This window comes from Neorhizobium sp. USDA 3394, from assembly GCF_056280385.1.
The window spans coordinates 935,939-949,930 of sequence record NZ_JBWCDU010000001.1; the positions used below are offsets into that span (position 1 = coordinate 935,939).

Consider the following 13,992-nt stretch of genomic DNA (forward strand, 5'->3'; position numbering starts at 1 on the left):
TCGCCCAGGGCTTTAAGGATACAGAATGAGCTTCACCGTCGCCATCGTCGGACGCCCGAATGTCGGCAAGTCCACGCTTTTCAATCGCCTGGTTGGAAAGAAGCTGGCGCTTGTCGACGACACGCCGGGCGTCACCCGTGACCGCCGACCGGGCGACGCGAAGCTTATCGACCTGAAATTCACGATCATCGATACCGCCGGCCTCGAAGAGGCGGGGCCGGAGACGCTCGAAGGCCGGATGCGCGCCCAGACCGAGGCCGCGGTCGACGACGCCGACCTGACGCTGTTCGTGGTCGATGCGAAGTCGGGCCTGACGCCGCTCGACAAGACGTTCGGCGAGCTCCTGCGCCGCAGCGGCAAGCCGGTCGTGCTGGTCGCCAACAAGTCGGAAGCGCGTGGTTCCGACGCCGGTTTCTATGACGCCTACACGCTGGGCTTGGGCGAACCGGTGCCGATCTCCGCCGAGCACGGCCAGGGCATGATCGACCTGCGCGACGCGATCGTCGAGGCGCTCGGCGAGGAGCGGGCGTTTCCAGAAGAGGTCGATGAGGCGGAGACCAATATCGACGTCCGCGATTCCGATTTTGCGGATGAGGACGAGGCCGAGCCGGAATACGACGAGACCAAGCCGCTGCGCGTCGCCATTATCGGCCGCCCGAATGCCGGCAAGTCGACGCTGATCAACCGGTTTCTCGGCGAGGACCGGCTGTTGACCGGACCGGAAGCGGGCATTACCCGCGACAGCATTTCGGTCGAATGGGAATGGCGCGGCCGCACCATCAAGATGTTCGACACCGCCGGCATGCGCAAGAAGGCCCGCGTCCAGGAGAAGCTCGAAAAGCTCTCGGTTGCGGATGCGCTGCGCTCGATCCGGTTCGCCGAAGCGGTGGTGATCGTTTTCGACGCGACCATTCCGTTCGAAAAACAGGACCTGCAGCTCGTCGACTTGGTGCTGCGCGAAGGCCGGGCCGCGGTGCTCGCCTTCAACAAGTGGGACCTCGTCGAGGACACCCAGGCGGTGCTCGCGGATCTGCGCGAAAAGACCGAGCGACTGTTGCCGCAGGCGCGGGGGCTTCGCGCCGTGCCCATTTCCGGCCAGACGGGCTACGGGCTCGACAAGCTGATGCAGAGCATCATCGACACGGACAAGGTGTGGAACAAGCGCATCTCGACGGCCAGGCTCAACCGCTGGCTCGACGGCGTGCAGACCCAGCACCCGCCACCGGCCGTCTCCGGCCGCCGCCTGAAGCTCAAATACATGACCCAGGTGAAAGCCCGCCCGCCGGCCTTCATGGTGTCCTGCACCCGGCCGGACGCGCTGCCGGAAAGTTATATCCGCTACCTGATCAACGGTTTGCGCGCCGATTTCGATATCCCGGGCGTGCCGATCCGCATGCATTTCAAGGCGGGTGAGAACCCGTTCGAGGGGCGCAAGAAGAAGCGGTAGGGGTTTGCGGCCCTCGTTTGGCTGCTTGCCTGGTGCGGCCCCTCATCCGGCTGCCGCCACCTTCTCCCCGCTTGCGGGGCGAAGGGATATGCCGCGCCGTTTTCGCCTCTCTCATCGCTGTAAATGGCGTCTCGCTCTGGGCGCTCTTCCTGGGGAATAGGGAGCGTGCGTCTTGCGTCCTTCTCCCCGTCAGAACGGGGAGAAGGTGGCGGCAGCCGGATGAGGGGCAGAGCTTGGCTCCGACGCTACACCGTCGAAGGCCGAATTCCACCACGTGGTGCCGGCAGCTTCGGCCGCCCTTGCGCAATCATCACATTGTTCAAAAACTGCTTCGACGCCGCTTCCCAGGTGAAGTTGCGGGCAAGTGTCCGGGCGTTTTCGCGCGAGCAGTTCAGCGCGGCAAGGCAGGCCACACGGAGGTCTTCGTTGAGTGCGCCTGCGCCCGATCCTTCCTCGATGATGTCGATCGGGCCGGTGACCGGGTAGGCGGCGACGGGGACGCCGCTCGCCAGCGCCTCAAGGATCGTGTTGCCGAACGTGTCGGTCTTAGACGGGAAGACGAAGACGTCCGCCTGGGCATAGGCGCGGGCGAGGTCCTCGCCGGTCTTCATGCCGGTGAAGAGCACGTTCGGATAACGTCTCTGGAGATCGGCGCGGGCCGGGCCGTCGCCGACCACGACCTTGGAGCCGGGCAGGTCGAGATCGAGGAAGGCGGGCAGGTTTTTTTCCACCGCGACGCGGCCGACGGTCATGAAGATCGGGCGCGGCAGGTCGAAGGGCCGCTCGTCGAGATCCATCGGGTGGAACATGGTCTGGTCGATGCCGCGGCTCCAGCGCAAGAGGTTTTTCAAGCCGAGCTTCGAGAGCTCGCGTTCGAGGCTGGCGGTCGCCACCATGCAGCCGTTGCCGGCATTGTGGAACCAGCGCACGAAGCCATGCAGCCAGCGGACCGGGATGGGGAAGCGCGCCGACACATATTCCGGAAAGCGGGTGTGGTAGCTGGTCGAGAACGGGATGTGGTTCTTGAGGCACCAGCGGCGGGCAAGCAGCCCGAGCGGGCCCTCGGTTGCGATATGCACGGCGGTCGGCATCGACGCCTGGATGGCGCTGGCGATCTGCCAGTAGGTGGCGACCGAGAGGCGGATTTCCGGATAGGTGGGGCAGGGAACGCTGGTGAAATCCTGCGGCGTCACCATCGTCACGTCGACGCCCATCTGGGCAAGTTCCCGATTGGTATTCTCGATCGAACGGACGACGCCGTTCACCTGAGGGTACCAGGCATCCGTCACGATGGTTATTCTTGTCATGGAAGGCCGAACCCGGTTGCCGATCCATCCACGACTCGCGCGTGACGGAGCGTTGTCGGCCCTCTATCGGAAAAGTTTGTTACAGGCTGATGAAGGGAGCGTGCCGGGGGCAGTTGAACAGATGTCAGATCGATGGGATCATCGATCGGCCAAGGAGGACTGCCTATGATCTCGTCGACCGTCGAGCTTCGCAACGTGGCCGGAACCGAGGCGGCGCTGGGGTGGGCCGGCAGCCATACGATTGTCGTCGACCGGCCGGAGGGGAAGGCTGGCGGGCGCAATCTCGGGTTCAATGGCGGGCAGCTCTTGGCGCTTGCGATCGGCGGATGCTTCTGCAACGATCTGAGATACGCGGCGCACGAGATGAATATCGACATCGAGGATATCGCGGTCAGCGTCACGCTGGAGCTCGACGGCACGCCGCTGGTGGCCGTGGGTGCGGAGCTCGACGTCATCTGCACCTCGGGCGATGGCTCCGACACCAGGGCACTGATCGAACGGGCCAGAAGCGTCTGCACGGTCGCCAATTCGGTGATGCGGGGGTTTCCGGTGTCGTTCCGGGTCGCCGGCTGACCTCCGAGCGAGGCCGCCGACGCCGGGAGCGGTTAATCCGCGGCGATGGTGAATTCCTGGTCGAATGTGGAGGTCTGGTCGCCGCTCATGTCGTGGATCGTATAGGTTAGGGTATATTTGCCGGCCGGCGCGCCCGTCAACGTCAGGGTGAAGTCCATGGAGAATTCCATGTTGGCGTTGTGGCTCTGCAGAACATTGGTGGAGAAGGCCTTCTTGTCGAGTATGACGTCGCCGTTCGCCGCCTTGATCTTCAGGTCCGACACGAAGTTGAGTTCGTACATGTCGTGCGGAAGCTCTTTCCAGCCAAATCCGATCGGTTCGACATAGGTGATGACCTTTTCACCCTGCTTGAAAATGCTGGACTGCTTTTCCTGGTAGATGCCGTAGCCGGTGGAGGGCGCGGTGACGAAGGTCACCAGGCGCTCCGTCAGACCGAGCTTTCCCCATGCCTCATAAGTCTTTTCCTCCGCCTTGGTCAGGGCGTCGATCGGGGCTGAGTACGCAGCCTGGGATAGGGAGAGGACGGTCAGGAAGGCAAGAGCGATACGCATTTTCATTTCCTCGTTGGGAGCAATCGTAAGCCGCCCCAACTCTTTCAGATAATGACTGAAAATTGATGTATGACGCGCCGCCCAAAAACAAGCGGACAAAGGGCGTCGATCTCGGCGTCCTTGTCCGTCGTGTCCAGATACGTCCGGCGGCGGTTTATCCCGGCAGCAGCGCCGGGCTGATCAGCGCGCCGTGGTGGCCGATGACGACCGAGGCGACCGAGGCGCCATAGGCGGCGGCCTGCGCCGGCGGGGTGCCGCGGACGAGGCGGGAGAGGAAGGCGCCGTTGAAGCTGTCGCCGGCGCTGGTCGTATCGACGAGCTGGGCTGCCCTGACCGAAGGGACGTGGACGGGGGCGGCGCCGGCGAAGCTCAGCGTCGCGCCATCCGCGCCGTTCTTGACCACCACGTTCTCGACGCCGAGCGCGTGGTAGCGGGCGATAGTGTCTGCGACGGTCGCATCGCCGAAATGGGTGGTCTCGTCGTCGAAGCTCGGCAGGACGAGGGAGGCTGCCCGGGCGCCGGCCTCGATCGTTTTGAGCATATAATCCCTGTTCGGCCAGAGGCGGGGGCGGATGTTCGGGTCGAAGGCGACCGTCTTGCCGGAGGCCTTGGCACGGCGCAGTTCCGACAGCAGCGTCTCGACCGCTTCGGGGCTCAGGATGCCCAGCGTGATGCCGGAGAAATAGAGAATGTCGGCGGCTTCGATTGCCGCGCGCAGATGGTCGGCGCCGTCGGCGAGCTTCCTGGCGGCGGCGGTGTCGCGCCAGTAGCTGAAGGTGCGTTCGCCGTTCTTCAGCGTGATCAGGTAGAGGCCGGGCGTCTTGCCTTCGATGCGGCGGATGAAGCTCGTGCCGATGCCGGCATCCCTCATCATCGACAGCATTTCGGTCGACAGGGGATCGTCGCCGACCGCGGTGAAATAATCCACCGACCATTCGGCCGGCAGGCAGGCGCGCGCATACCAGGCGGTGTTGAACGTATCGCCGGCAAAGCCCTTGCGCAGCAGGCCTTCGCCCGCCTGCGACAACTCCACCATGCACTCGCCGATCGAAAGAAGTTTTCCGCCCAATTCCCGTCCCTCCGGATATTCACAGCTTTACGAGGTAGCCTCGTTGGCAGGTCGGAACATATCCTCATTCCTGTGCTTGTCACAGGAATCCAGCCAGCCCAAGTCCTTGGGCTGAAAAGAGTCTATCGCGCCGCAGACGCGGCGCTGCTGGATCCCTGTGACAAGCACAGGGATGAGGATGGCGGGCGTCCTCAGACCACAACAACAGCCGCTATCGCCTATCGTACTTGGTCTTGTCGCATAGGCCGAAGTTCGCCTCATGACAAGAGTGTGTCCGCGCCGCTTTTGCGTTGTCTTTTACCGCCATGGCTCTAGGTTCGGCTGGAACATTTGAGGAAGGAGAGTCGGAATATGGCGACGCAGGCGGTGAAGGCAGTCGATGCAAACTGGTGGCGCGGCGCGGTGATCTACCAGATCTATCCGCGCTCCTTTCAGGACTCGACCGGCGACGGGATCGGCGACATCAAGGGCATTACCGCACGCCTGCCGCATGTCGCCTCGCTCGGTGTCGACGCGATCTGGCTCTCGCCTTTCTTCACTTCGCCGATGGCCGATATGGGCTATGACGTCTCCGACTACTGCAATGTCGACCCGATGTTCGGCACGCTCACCGACTTCGACGAGATGATGGCCGAGGCGGAACGCCTGGGATTGAAGGTGATCATCGACCAGGTGATTTCCCACACGTCCGACCGCCATCCGTGGTTCGTCGAAAGCCGTTCCAGCCGCACCAATCCCAAGGCCGACTGGTATGTCTGGGCGGACCCGAAACCGGACGGCACGGCGCCGACCAACTGGCTGTCCATCTTCGGCGGGCCGGGCTGGGAATGGGACGGGGTTCGCAAGCAATATTACATGCACAACTTCCTGATCGCCCAGCCGGATCTCAATTTCCACAATCCGGAGGTCCAGACCGCCATGCTGGACACGGTGCGCTTCTGGCTGGACCGCGGCGTGCACGGGTTCCGGCTCGATACGGTCAACTACTATTTCCACGACAAGCAGCTGCGCAACAACCCGCCGATGGTCTACGACACCGACGGGGCGGGCATGGAGACGGACACCAATCCCTATTCCATGCAGAACCACCTCTACGACAAGACGCAGCCGGAAAATATCGACTTCCTGAAGCGGCTGAGGGCGCTGCTCGACAGCTACGAAGGCCGTGCGACCGTCGGCGAAGTCGGCGATGGTCCGCGTTCGCTTTCGACGCTGGCGCTCTACACGACCGGCAACGACAAGCTGCACATGTGCTACACCTTCGATTTCCTCGGCCCCGCCTTCGATGCCGCCTATATCCGCAAGGTGATGACGACGGTTGCCGATACCGTCAGCAATGGCTGGGTTTGCTGGGCCTTTTCCAACCATGACGTGGTGCGCCATGTGACCCGTTTCGCCGAGTCTCCTGCCGAACAGGAGCGGGTTGCAAAACTGTCGATCACGCTGCTTTCGGTCCTGCGCGGCTCGATCTGCCTCTATCAGGGCGAGGAACTGGGGCTGACAGAGGCGGAACTCACCTTCGAGGATCTGCGCGACCCCTACGGCATCCGCTTCTGGCCGGCCTTCAAGGGCCGCGACGGATGCCGGACGCCGATGGTGTGGGAGGCAAGCGAACCGCATGCCGGTTTCACCACGGGTTCGAAGACCTGGCTGCCGGTTCCGGGCGAACATGCGGCGCGAGCCGTCGATGCGCAGGAGGGGCTCCCGGATTCGGTGCTGCACCACTACCGGGCGGCACTCGCCTTCCGCAAGGCGCATCCGCCTCTCGTCGATGGCGACATGACCTTCCTCGACACCAACCAGGACCTGCTCGCCTTCGTGCGCGAAAAGGGCGGCGAAAAGCTGCTGTTCATCTTCAACCTGACCCGGGGAACACAGGATTTCACCCTGCCGAAACGGCTCGGCGAAATCCTGCCGGTTAACCTGCCGGGTTTCGTGTCGCGGCTCGAAAAGGGCGTGGTGAAGCTCGACGCGCTCGACGTGTTCTGCGCCCGGGTGTGAAGGTTTTTCAAGCCGGCGGCATATTCTCGAATTTCGGCAGAGCCGGATCGAGACGGTCCCAGGCGTGGCCGGCGGCGTGCCAGGTCACGAATTGCGGCTTGTACCGGCTCGGATCGTCAAGGCTGCCGGCGCGGATGACGAAATAGTCCGGCATGGCGGGGAATGTCATGTAGACCGGCGAACCGCAGGTGGGGCAGAAGGCCCGCCTTTTGACGGTACCGCCGTCGCCGGTCGCCTCCCAATGGGTCGCCTTGCCCTCGACCTTGACGGCAGCGCTTGGGAAGGTGAGGTGGGAGGCGTGCCCGGTGCCGCTTTCGCGCTGGCACTGGCGGCACTGGCAGTCGACCATGACCGCCGGTTCGGCGGAGATTTCATAACGAAGTGCGCCGCAGGCGCATCCGCCCGTAAAGGGGGTGCTCATATCTTGTCTCCTTGGGGTGCCCAACCGAGGATGGAAGGGTTCGGCTGAGACTTCCGCCCAGGGGCCGAGGCGTCTCGGGACCATGGGCGGAGGCGACAACGGTGCTTCAGGCCGGGATGCGGCGGTCGTATTCTTCCTTGAGGCGGCTCCAGCCTTCCCAGAACGGTTCAGGCTTGGCGCCGGTCGCCCGGGCAACCAGGATGTCGAGATGCATGTGCCAGCCGGCGCCGACCATAACCATGTTGCGGCGATCGGAGATCCGCCGATGCGTGACGGTGAGCAGGATTTCGCTGCCGGCCGGCTGTAGTTCAAAGCTGACCTCGCCGCGCGGCGGCCAGGAGAAGACGAGGCGATGCGGAGGCTCGAAGGCGATCACTTCGCTTTGAATACTGTGTTCGGCGGGAAAGCCTTCCGGCCTGCCTTCGGCCGAGCCGGTCAGTTCGTCGTTGCGCCAGGTGAGCTCGAAGGAACTGCCTGCCTGTGCCGGTATGATGCCCGATGCGAGCCACTGGCGGCGCAGATCGCTGTCGGTGAGGTAGGCCCAGATTCTCTCGATGGGGCCTGGCAACCGGCGCTGGATGGTGAAGGTGAAAGGTTCGGCCACAGCGCCGTATTTGTTCAACGATGTCATATCGTTCATTGGTCTTCTCCCGTTTCAGGTTCAGTTTCAGACTTCCGTGGGGCAGGGGATTTCAGCGGGCTCTTCCGGATTTCGTCCCGGGCGCTCTTTTGAGCGTCCTCCTCTCGGAGAAGGCGTTCCAGGATATCGAGCCTGCTGGTCCAGAAGCGTTCATAGAATGTCAGCCATTCATGGGCCGTCGCGAGCGGGCCGGGTTCGAGGCGGCAGAGATGGGTGCGGCCTTGGATCTCGCGGCGGATCAGTCCGGCGCCTTCCAGCACCTTGATGTGTTTCGAGGCCGCCGCGAGCGACATGTCGTGCGGCTCGGCCAGCTGGCTGACCGTGCGCTCGCCCTGCGCCAACTCACGGAGCATGCGGCGGCGCGTGCCGTCGCTAAGGGCGTGGAAGACCGTATCGATCGGATGTGCTTGTAATTCAACCATGTGGTTGAATATGCGCGCATGCGTTTTTATTGTCAACCGATCGGTTGAATATTTTCGGGAAGGGAGAATTGGGCGGTTCAGGCCTCGGCGTAGCGGGAGGGTTCGCTTCTGAGCCGGGTGATATCCTGGATCGGTGGAGCGCCGAACAGGCGGCGGTATTCGCGGCTGAACTGCGAGGGGCTGTCGTAGCCGACCTGATGGGCGGCGGTGGCGGCATCCATGGCCTTGCCGAGGATGAGGCGTCGGGCTTCCTGCAAGCGTAACTGCTTCTGGTACTGCAGCGGGCTCATCGCCGTCACCTCGCGAAAATGCTGGTGTAGCGACGATGTGCTCATGCGCGCCTCGACCGCGACCTGCTCGATCGAGAAGGGGGCGGAAAAATTCTGGCGGATCCAGGAGATTGCCCGGTTGACCTGCTGCAGCCGGTTTTCAGGCGCGAGAACCTGGCGGATCATCTCGGCCTGGTCGCCGCGCAGCAGGCGGAACATCAGTTCCCGCTCGACCAGCGGCGCAAGATAGGCGATCTCGTCGGGCTTATCGAGAAGCTGGGCGAGGCGGAGTGCGGCATCCAGGAACTCTGGCGTGGTGTGACTGAGGCCGATGCATTTCTTGCGCATGGTCGGGACACCTGGCGCCGCCGGCATCTCCACCAGCATTTCGCTGAGCAGCTTCAGGTCGAGATCGAGGCGCAGGCAGAGATAGGGCTGTTGCTCCGTCGCCTCGATGACCTGACCGGTGACGGGCATGTCGACCGAGACGACCAGATACTGCCCGGGGCTGTAGCGAAAGATCTCGTCCGCCAGCATGACCTGTTTTGCCCCTTGCGCGATGATGCACACCGCCGGCTGGTGGATGGCGTGCAGCGGCTCGGTCGGCTTCGACATGCGGATCGCCGCCAGGCGCGGGATCGCGGTTTCGAACACGCCGTCACCGTCGGTGCTTTGTGCAATCAGTTGAGCAAGTTGATCGAGTTTGTCCATCTTGGGCCTCGTGCGGAGGTTCGAATGTCTTGGGACACAGGGCGTTCGCGGTTTTGTGCGGGCATCATATGGTGGCGTTGCCGGCCATTTCAATTGAGCTTCGGAGGATTGTGCAATCATGCCGGAGGACTGGTCTACCGCTTGCCCGCTGCTTTCCACCATATTCGGCTCGTCCGATCGAACCAGCCCGGACGCAAATGGAGATGGTGATGAGCAACTTCCAGCGCTTACTTGAAAGCCCCTTCCATTGGGCCGCCGATTTTGCCGGTGGCTTCCTCCGACGTTCCCGCGGCACGGAAAGACGCCGCCGCGAACGGATGCTCAGGAGGGAATATCTCAATGGCTGACCGGCTTTTCCGCATCCCCTCGGATTTGCGAGCCCCGCTCGCGTTTGCCGCCTTTGCCGCGGCTTTCACCGTCGTCGCGACATTTGCGGCGTTTGCACACGACATCAGACAAGAGGAGAAAACCATGGCTGAACATCCCTATGCCGGAATGTGGGTGACCGAGGACAACCACATCCGCCACGAACTGCTGCCGAACGGCCGCTATGTCGAAGCGCGAGGCACCCGCGAAAAGGCCTATGAGGGCCGCTACTGGGTGACCGGCAATCATATCGACTACAAGGACGACACAGGCTTTACCGCCGACGGCGATTTCCGCGATGGGGTGCTCTATCATGCGGGGATGGTGCTGAGGCGGCGGTAAGGGGAGGCGGCGCCCACTCAAAGCGACCGTGTCTTGCCCGCACGGAACTCTGTCAAGGCATCCTCTGCCAGACGGTCGAATTTGCCTTCCGCATCGTCCTTCTCGATCTGGCGATCCCAGCGTTCAACCTGAAGCTCTTCGAACCAGAGCGAGAATGCTTCCAGTTCCTGTCGGTCCAGTTGGGCAACGGCTTTCTCGATCTGCTCCAGCTTTGTCATGAACGATCCTGACAGGATTTATGCGGCAGGACGTTTCACCGTCCTGTCGCCGCGCCCTTCGAATTTCACCTCAGGTGCCGAAATACTCACGCCATGCGCGCTTGATCAGAGAACGATTGTCGATGACGAGCCCGATAATAGCAGACAGAACACGGCTGTTGAAGCGAGTGGCTTTGACGGGCAGGAGTGTATTTTCTCCCTCATTCCTGTGCTTGTCACAGGAATCCAGCCAGCCCAAGTCCTTGGGCTGAAGGGGTCTTTCGACCCGATAGACATCGGGTCACTGGATTCCTGTGACGAGCACAGGAATGAGGAAGAGGACCGGACGCGAAGGCGCAAACCTCACCCGATCAGCGCAAACCTGTCCACATCCACCATGCCCTTGTCGGAAATCTTCAGGTGCGGAATGACGGGCAACGGCAGGAAGGCGACCTGGAGGAAGGGTTCCTGGAGCGTGGTGCCGAGCGCATAGGCGGCCTGGCGGAGGTGGTGGAGGGTATCGCGAACCGTTTCATACGGTTCGAGGCTCATCAGGCCGGCGACGGGGAGGGCGATTTCGCCGGTGACTTTTCCATCTTCCACCACCACGAAGCCGCCATGGATTTCGCTTAAGCGATTGGCGGCCATCGCCATGTCGTCCTCTCTGACGCCGACGACGCAGATATTGTGGCTGTCATGCCCGACCGTCGACGCGATCGCGCCCTTCTTCAATCCGAAACCCTGAACGAAACCATTGGCATGGTTGCCGTTCTTGCCATGGCGCTCGATGACCGCGACCTTGATGATGTCGCGGTCGAGATCGACGCCGGTCTGGTTGCCTGCCGAGGGCAGGCGGAAGCGGCGATGTTCGGTGATGATTTTTCCGGGCATCACGCCGATGACGGGTGTCTCGTCCTCGCTCACCGGCACGCCGAAATGCATGGCCTGGACGGGACGCGCCTTGACGCTGTCGAGGCCGACCGGGGCGACCGGTTTGCGGGTGGCGAAGAGTTCGTCAGTCACCTTGCGGCCTGCGGAGAAGACCATCTCGGCCCTGCAGTTTTGGAGGCTGTCGATAACGACGAGATCGGCGCGCCAGCCGGGGGCGACGAGGCCGCGGTCGCGGAGGGCGAAGGCCCTTGCGGCGGAAATCGAGGCGGCGCGGTAGACCGCGATCGGCTCGACGCCATGGGCGATGGCGGTGCGGATCATGTAGTCGAGATGGCCCTGCTCGGCGATGTCGAGCGGGTTGCGGTCGTCGGTGCAGAGCGCCAGATAGGGCGAGAGCCGCTCCGTGAGGAGCGGCATCAGGGCGTGGAGGTCCTTGGAGACCGAGCCTTCGCGCACCAGGATATGCATGCCCTTGCGGATCTTTTCGAGCGCCTCCTCGGCGGTGGTGCATTCGTGCTCGGTGCGGATGCCGGCTGCGAGGTAGCCGTTCAGATCGTTGCCCCGCAGCAGCGGTGCGTGGCCGTCGATATGGTCGCCGTAGAAGGCGTCGAGCTTGGCGAGGCAGATCGGGTCCTTATAAATGACGCCCGGGAAGTTCATGAATTCGGCAAGGCCGATGACCTTCGGATGGTCGCGGAAGGGCAGCAGCTTTTCGATCGGCAGATCGGCGCCGGACGTCTCCAGATGCGTGGCGGGCACGCAGGAGGAGAGCTGGACGCGGATGTCCATGATCGTTTCCAGCGAAGAATCCAGGAAGAACTGGATGCCTTGCGTGCCGAGCACGTTGGCGATCTCGTGCGGGTCGCAGATCGCCGTGGTGACGCCGTAGGGCAGGACGCAGCGGTCGAATTCGTGCGGGGTGACCAGCGAGCTCTCGATGTGGAGATGCGTGTCGATGAAGCCGGGCACGACGATCCTGCCGGAGATGTCGATCTCGGTCTTGCCGGTGTAGTCGCCGCAGGTGCCGACGATGCGGTCGCCGCAGATGGCGATGTCGGAGGCGACGAGCTCGCCGGTGACGAGATCGAAGAACTTTCCGCCCTTCAGCACGATGTCTGCGGGTTGGCGGCCGGTGCCCTGGTCGATGAGGGTTTCGAGGCGGGTGGTCATGGCGGCTCCTCGCGCTGAATCGATCGCCTAACCTAGCCGTTCCATGAGGAAACGGGGAGAGGTGATCGATGCAGGTGAGATGTCATGCGATATCCGTGCGGACATTGCCGCCGCAGAGGATGGTGGCGACAGTTCGGCCTTTGAGGTTCGCGCCTTTTTCCAGCAGACCTGCAATGCCGGCGGCACCGGCTTCCTCGACGACGAGGCCGTAATGGATGCGGCAGAAATCCCGCGCCTGGCGGATTGCCGCCTCGCTGGCTTCCCAGACCTCGTCGACCGTCGTCCTCATGCAGTCCAGCGCGTAGGGAACGCATTCCCGAACCGCGATGCCATCGGCTGCGGTCGCTGCGGTCTTCGTGGAGATGAGCCGGTTGGTTTCCCAGGATTGTTTCATGGCGGGCGCATTGGCGGCGACTACGCCGATGACCTTGCAGTTCGGTGCCCTGGCGCGGATCCAGGTGCCGATCCCGGTCAGAAGGGCGCCATTGCCGAGCGGCACGAGGATTGCGTCGAGGTCGACGGCATCACGGGAGAGGTGCTCGGTGATTTCCAGCGCGATCGTGCCAGCGCCTTCGGCGATGGTCCGTAGGGCGCCGTCTTCGACAAAGGGGCAGCCATTCGCTTGCGCATAGGCACGCGCGGCGGCCTTGGCGGCGTCGAAATCGGTACCTTCCAGCCGCACTTCGGCGCCGAGCCGGCGCATGGCTTCGATCTTGCCGGGATTGGCGGTGGTGGCGGAAAAGATCACTACCTTGCGGCCCTGCGCCCGGCCAGCATAGGCGAGCCCTTGGCCGAAATTGCCTGCGGAGGCGGAGACGACGGGATGGTCGCCGGCCGGTTCGTTCCGCATCCACCAATCGGTGCCGCGTCCCTTGAAGGATCGGATCGGATTGAGCGTCTCCACCTTCGCAAGGAGGCGAAGGCCGAGCACGGTGTTGGCCGTCTGTTGCTCGATCAGCGGGCTGTTGGTGAAGACGGGATCGATGCTTTTCGAAGCGGCGAGAATACCGTCGGCGGAAGGGTGTGGCTGGTTCTGTGTCATGGCGTTAAGATGCCAACGAAAAACCGGCAGGATTCCTGAAGTTATGCTTCTAATCAGGAATATCTCCCGGAATTTGTTTGATAGCCGGGAAATTCTCTCAATGGCATTGACGAAAGCTGACCGTGAAATCCTCAAGCTCATGCAGCAGGATGCGACCATTACCCTGAACGAGCTTGCCGAGCGTGTGGGCCTGTCGCCATCCTCGGCACAGCGGCGGCTGCAGAAGCTGCGCGAGGACAAGGTGATCCTGCGGGACGTTTCGATCGTCGATCCCAAAAAGGTCGGCACGGCCGTTTCCATGCTGGTCGAGGTGGAGCTGGAGCGCGACCGGCCGGAGCTCATGCCGCCTTTCCTGCGCTGGCTGGCGGATACGCCGGAAGTGCAGGAGGCCTGGGGCACGTCAGGCCGGGGCGATTTCACTCTGGTGATCCTTGTCCAGTCCGTCGAACATTTCGACGTGCTGGCGGACCGGATGATGGAGATGAACCCGAACATTCGCAAGTTCACGACGAGTGTCGTGCTGAAGACGTTGAAGCGGACGCTGGCGGTGCATGTGGAGTGAGGAAGCAACGT

16 protein-coding genes are annotated in these 13,992 nt (G+C 62.9%); 6 read left to right on the forward strand and 10 right to left on the reverse strand.

The features are described 5' to 3' along the window. Window positions 1-25 precede the first annotated feature (25 nt). Window positions 26-1,447: a ribosome biogenesis GTPase Der gene (gene der, locus ACZ9EJ_RS04345; protein ID WP_046638949.1), complete on the forward strand. Its 1,422-nt coding sequence runs from the start codon at window positions 26-28 to the stop codon at window positions 1,445-1,447. A gap of 245 nt (window positions 1,448-1,692) precedes the next feature. Here the strand turns inward: der and ACZ9EJ_RS04350 are convergent, their stop codons facing one another. Continuing rightward, the gene (locus ACZ9EJ_RS04350; RefSeq protein ID WP_046638950.1) at window positions 1,693-2,754 is read right to left on the reverse strand and encodes a glycosyltransferase family 4 protein; all 1,062 of its coding nucleotides are present in this window, start codon (window positions 2,752-2,754) and stop codon (window positions 1,693-1,695) included. 165 nt (window positions 2,755-2,919) lie between these two features. Between ACZ9EJ_RS04350 and ACZ9EJ_RS04355 the strand changes: the two genes are divergently transcribed. After that, the gene (locus ACZ9EJ_RS04355; RefSeq protein ID WP_046631270.1) at window positions 2,920-3,327 is read left to right on the forward strand and encodes an OsmC family protein; all 408 of its coding nucleotides are present in this window, start codon (window positions 2,920-2,922) and stop codon (window positions 3,325-3,327) included. A gap of 32 nt (window positions 3,328-3,359) precedes the next feature. Here the strand turns inward: ACZ9EJ_RS04355 and ACZ9EJ_RS04360 are convergent, their stop codons facing one another. Beyond that, complete coding sequence (locus ACZ9EJ_RS04360; protein WP_046638951.1) at window positions 3,360-3,878, reverse strand: hypothetical protein; 519 nt, start codon at window positions 3,876-3,878, stop codon at window positions 3,360-3,362. 154 nt (window positions 3,879-4,032) lie between these two features. Beyond that, on the reverse strand, window positions 4,033-4,947 hold the full coding sequence (locus tag ACZ9EJ_RS04365; RefSeq protein ID WP_046638952.1) for a sugar kinase: 915 nt from the start codon (window positions 4,945-4,947) through the stop codon (window positions 4,033-4,035). Between the two features lie 351 nt (window positions 4,948-5,298). Here ACZ9EJ_RS04365 and bglA point away from each other — a divergent pair, with 351 nt between their 5' ends. Further along, entirely contained in the window at window positions 5,299-6,948 is a 1,650-nt protein-coding gene (gene bglA / locus ACZ9EJ_RS04370; protein WP_046638953.1) for a beta-galactosidase BglA, read from the forward strand. Window positions 6,949-6,955: 7 nt separating this feature from the next. On the opposite strand, the gene ACZ9EJ_RS04375 is transcribed toward bglA, so the two are convergent. The 4 genes from ACZ9EJ_RS04375 to ACZ9EJ_RS04390 form a co-directional block, all read right to left on the reverse strand. Further along, complete coding sequence (locus ACZ9EJ_RS04375; protein ID WP_046638954.1) at window positions 6,956-7,369, reverse strand: GFA family protein; 414 nt, start codon at window positions 7,367-7,369, stop codon at window positions 6,956-6,958. A 106-nt stretch (window positions 7,370-7,475) separates the two neighbouring features. Next, window positions 7,476-8,009: an SRPBCC family protein gene (locus tag ACZ9EJ_RS04380; RefSeq protein ID WP_046638955.1), complete on the reverse strand. Its 534-nt coding sequence runs from the start codon at window positions 8,007-8,009 to the stop codon at window positions 7,476-7,478. After that, window positions 8,006-8,431 carry an ArsR/SmtB family transcription factor gene (locus ACZ9EJ_RS04385; RefSeq protein ID WP_080955643.1) on the reverse strand — a complete coding sequence of 142 codons (426 nt, stop codon included), beginning with the start codon at window positions 8,429-8,431 and terminating at the stop codon, window positions 8,006-8,008. The genes ACZ9EJ_RS04380 and ACZ9EJ_RS04385 overlap by 4 nt, the downstream gene beginning before the upstream one ends. Window positions 8,432-8,508: 77 nt before the next feature. Beyond that, window positions 8,509-9,411 (reverse strand): AraC family transcriptional regulator, encoded by a 903-nt coding sequence (locus tag ACZ9EJ_RS04390; protein ID WP_046638956.1) that lies wholly within the window; start codon window positions 9,409-9,411, stop codon window positions 8,509-8,511. A 209-nt stretch (window positions 9,412-9,620) separates the two neighbouring features. Here ACZ9EJ_RS04390 and ACZ9EJ_RS04395 point away from each other — a divergent pair, with 209 nt between their 5' ends. Both ACZ9EJ_RS04395 and ACZ9EJ_RS04400 read left to right on the forward strand, forming a co-directional pair. After that, the gene (locus tag ACZ9EJ_RS04395) at window positions 9,621-9,758 is read left to right on the forward strand and encodes a hypothetical protein (RefSeq protein WP_251089912.1); all 138 of its coding nucleotides are present in this window, start codon (window positions 9,621-9,623) and stop codon (window positions 9,756-9,758) included. After that, window positions 9,751-10,119, forward strand: a complete 369-nt coding sequence (locus ACZ9EJ_RS04400; RefSeq protein WP_080955644.1) for an Atu4866 domain-containing protein — start codon at window positions 9,751-9,753, stop codon at window positions 10,117-10,119. The genes ACZ9EJ_RS04395 and ACZ9EJ_RS04400 overlap by 8 nt, the downstream gene beginning before the upstream one ends. Window positions 10,120-10,136: 17 nt before the next feature. On the opposite strand, the gene ACZ9EJ_RS04405 is transcribed toward ACZ9EJ_RS04400, so the two are convergent. The 3 genes from ACZ9EJ_RS04405 to ACZ9EJ_RS04415 form a co-directional block, all read right to left on the reverse strand. Further along, window positions 10,137-10,337, reverse strand: coding sequence for a hypothetical protein (locus ACZ9EJ_RS04405; RefSeq protein WP_046638957.1), 201 nt, complete (start codon window positions 10,335-10,337; stop codon window positions 10,137-10,139). A gap of 342 nt (window positions 10,338-10,679) precedes the next feature. Further along, window positions 10,680-12,377, reverse strand: coding sequence for an adenine deaminase (gene ade, locus ACZ9EJ_RS04410; RefSeq protein WP_046638958.1), 1,698 nt, complete (start codon window positions 12,375-12,377; stop codon window positions 10,680-10,682). An 82-nt stretch (window positions 12,378-12,459) separates the two neighbouring features. After that, window positions 12,460-13,419 (reverse strand): threonine ammonia-lyase, encoded by a 960-nt coding sequence (locus tag ACZ9EJ_RS04415; RefSeq protein WP_046638959.1) that lies wholly within the window; start codon window positions 13,417-13,419, stop codon window positions 12,460-12,462. 100 nt (window positions 13,420-13,519) lie between these two features. Here ACZ9EJ_RS04415 and ACZ9EJ_RS04420 point away from each other — a divergent pair, with 100 nt between their 5' ends. Continuing rightward, window positions 13,520-13,981 carry an Lrp/AsnC family transcriptional regulator gene (locus tag ACZ9EJ_RS04420; protein WP_046638960.1) on the forward strand — a complete coding sequence of 154 codons (462 nt, stop codon included), beginning with the start codon at window positions 13,520-13,522 and terminating at the stop codon, window positions 13,979-13,981. The last annotated feature ends 11 nt before the right edge of the window (window positions 13,982-13,992 follow it).

Bases quoted from the DNA above. Each gene is read 5' to 3' on its own strand.
- ACZ9EJ_RS04420 (WP_046638960.1), top strand. From the start codon at position 13,520: ATGGCATTGACGAAAGCTGACCGTGAAATCCTCAAGCTCATGCAGCAG.
- ACZ9EJ_RS04415 (WP_046638959.1), bottom strand. From the start codon at position 13,419: ATGACACAGAACCAGCCACACCCTTCCGCCGACGGTATTCTCGCCGCT.
- ACZ9EJ_RS04380 (WP_046638955.1), bottom strand. From the start codon at position 8,009: ATGAACGATATGACATCGTTGAACAAATACGGCGCTGTGGCCGAACCT.
- ACZ9EJ_RS04355 (WP_046631270.1), top strand. From the start codon at position 2,920: ATGATCTCGTCGACCGTCGAGCTTCGCAACGTGGCCGGAACCGAGGCG.
- ACZ9EJ_RS04400 (WP_080955644.1), top strand. From the start codon at position 9,751: ATGGCTGACCGGCTTTTCCGCATCCCCTCGGATTTGCGAGCCCCGCTC.
- ACZ9EJ_RS04390 (WP_046638956.1), bottom strand. From the start codon at position 9,411: ATGGACAAACTCGATCAACTTGCTCAACTGATTGCACAAAGCACCGAC.
- ACZ9EJ_RS04395 (WP_251089912.1), top strand. From the start codon at position 9,621: ATGAGCAACTTCCAGCGCTTACTTGAAAGCCCCTTCCATTGGGCCGCC.
- ACZ9EJ_RS04375 (WP_046638954.1), bottom strand. From the start codon at position 7,369: ATGAGCACCCCCTTTACGGGCGGATGCGCCTGCGGCGCACTTCGTTAT.
- der (WP_046638949.1), top strand. From the start codon at position 26: ATGAGCTTCACCGTCGCCATCGTCGGACGCCCGAATGTCGGCAAGTCC.
- bglA (WP_046638953.1), top strand. From the start codon at position 5,299: ATGGCGACGCAGGCGGTGAAGGCAGTCGATGCAAACTGGTGGCGCGGC.
- ACZ9EJ_RS04350 (WP_046638950.1), bottom strand. From the start codon at position 2,754: ATGACAAGAATAACCATCGTGACGGATGCCTGGTACCCTCAGGTGAAC.
- ACZ9EJ_RS04405 (WP_046638957.1), bottom strand. From the start codon at position 10,337: ATGACAAAGCTGGAGCAGATCGAGAAAGCCGTTGCCCAACTGGACCGA.
- ACZ9EJ_RS04385 (WP_080955643.1), bottom strand. From the start codon at position 8,431: ATGGTTGAATTACAAGCACATCCGATCGATACGGTCTTCCACGCCCTT.
- ACZ9EJ_RS04360 (WP_046638951.1), bottom strand. From the start codon at position 3,878: ATGCGTATCGCTCTTGCCTTCCTGACCGTCCTCTCCCTATCCCAGGCT.
- ade (WP_046638958.1), bottom strand. From the start codon at position 12,377: ATGACCACCCGCCTCGAAACCCTCATCGACCAGGGCACCGGCCGCCAA.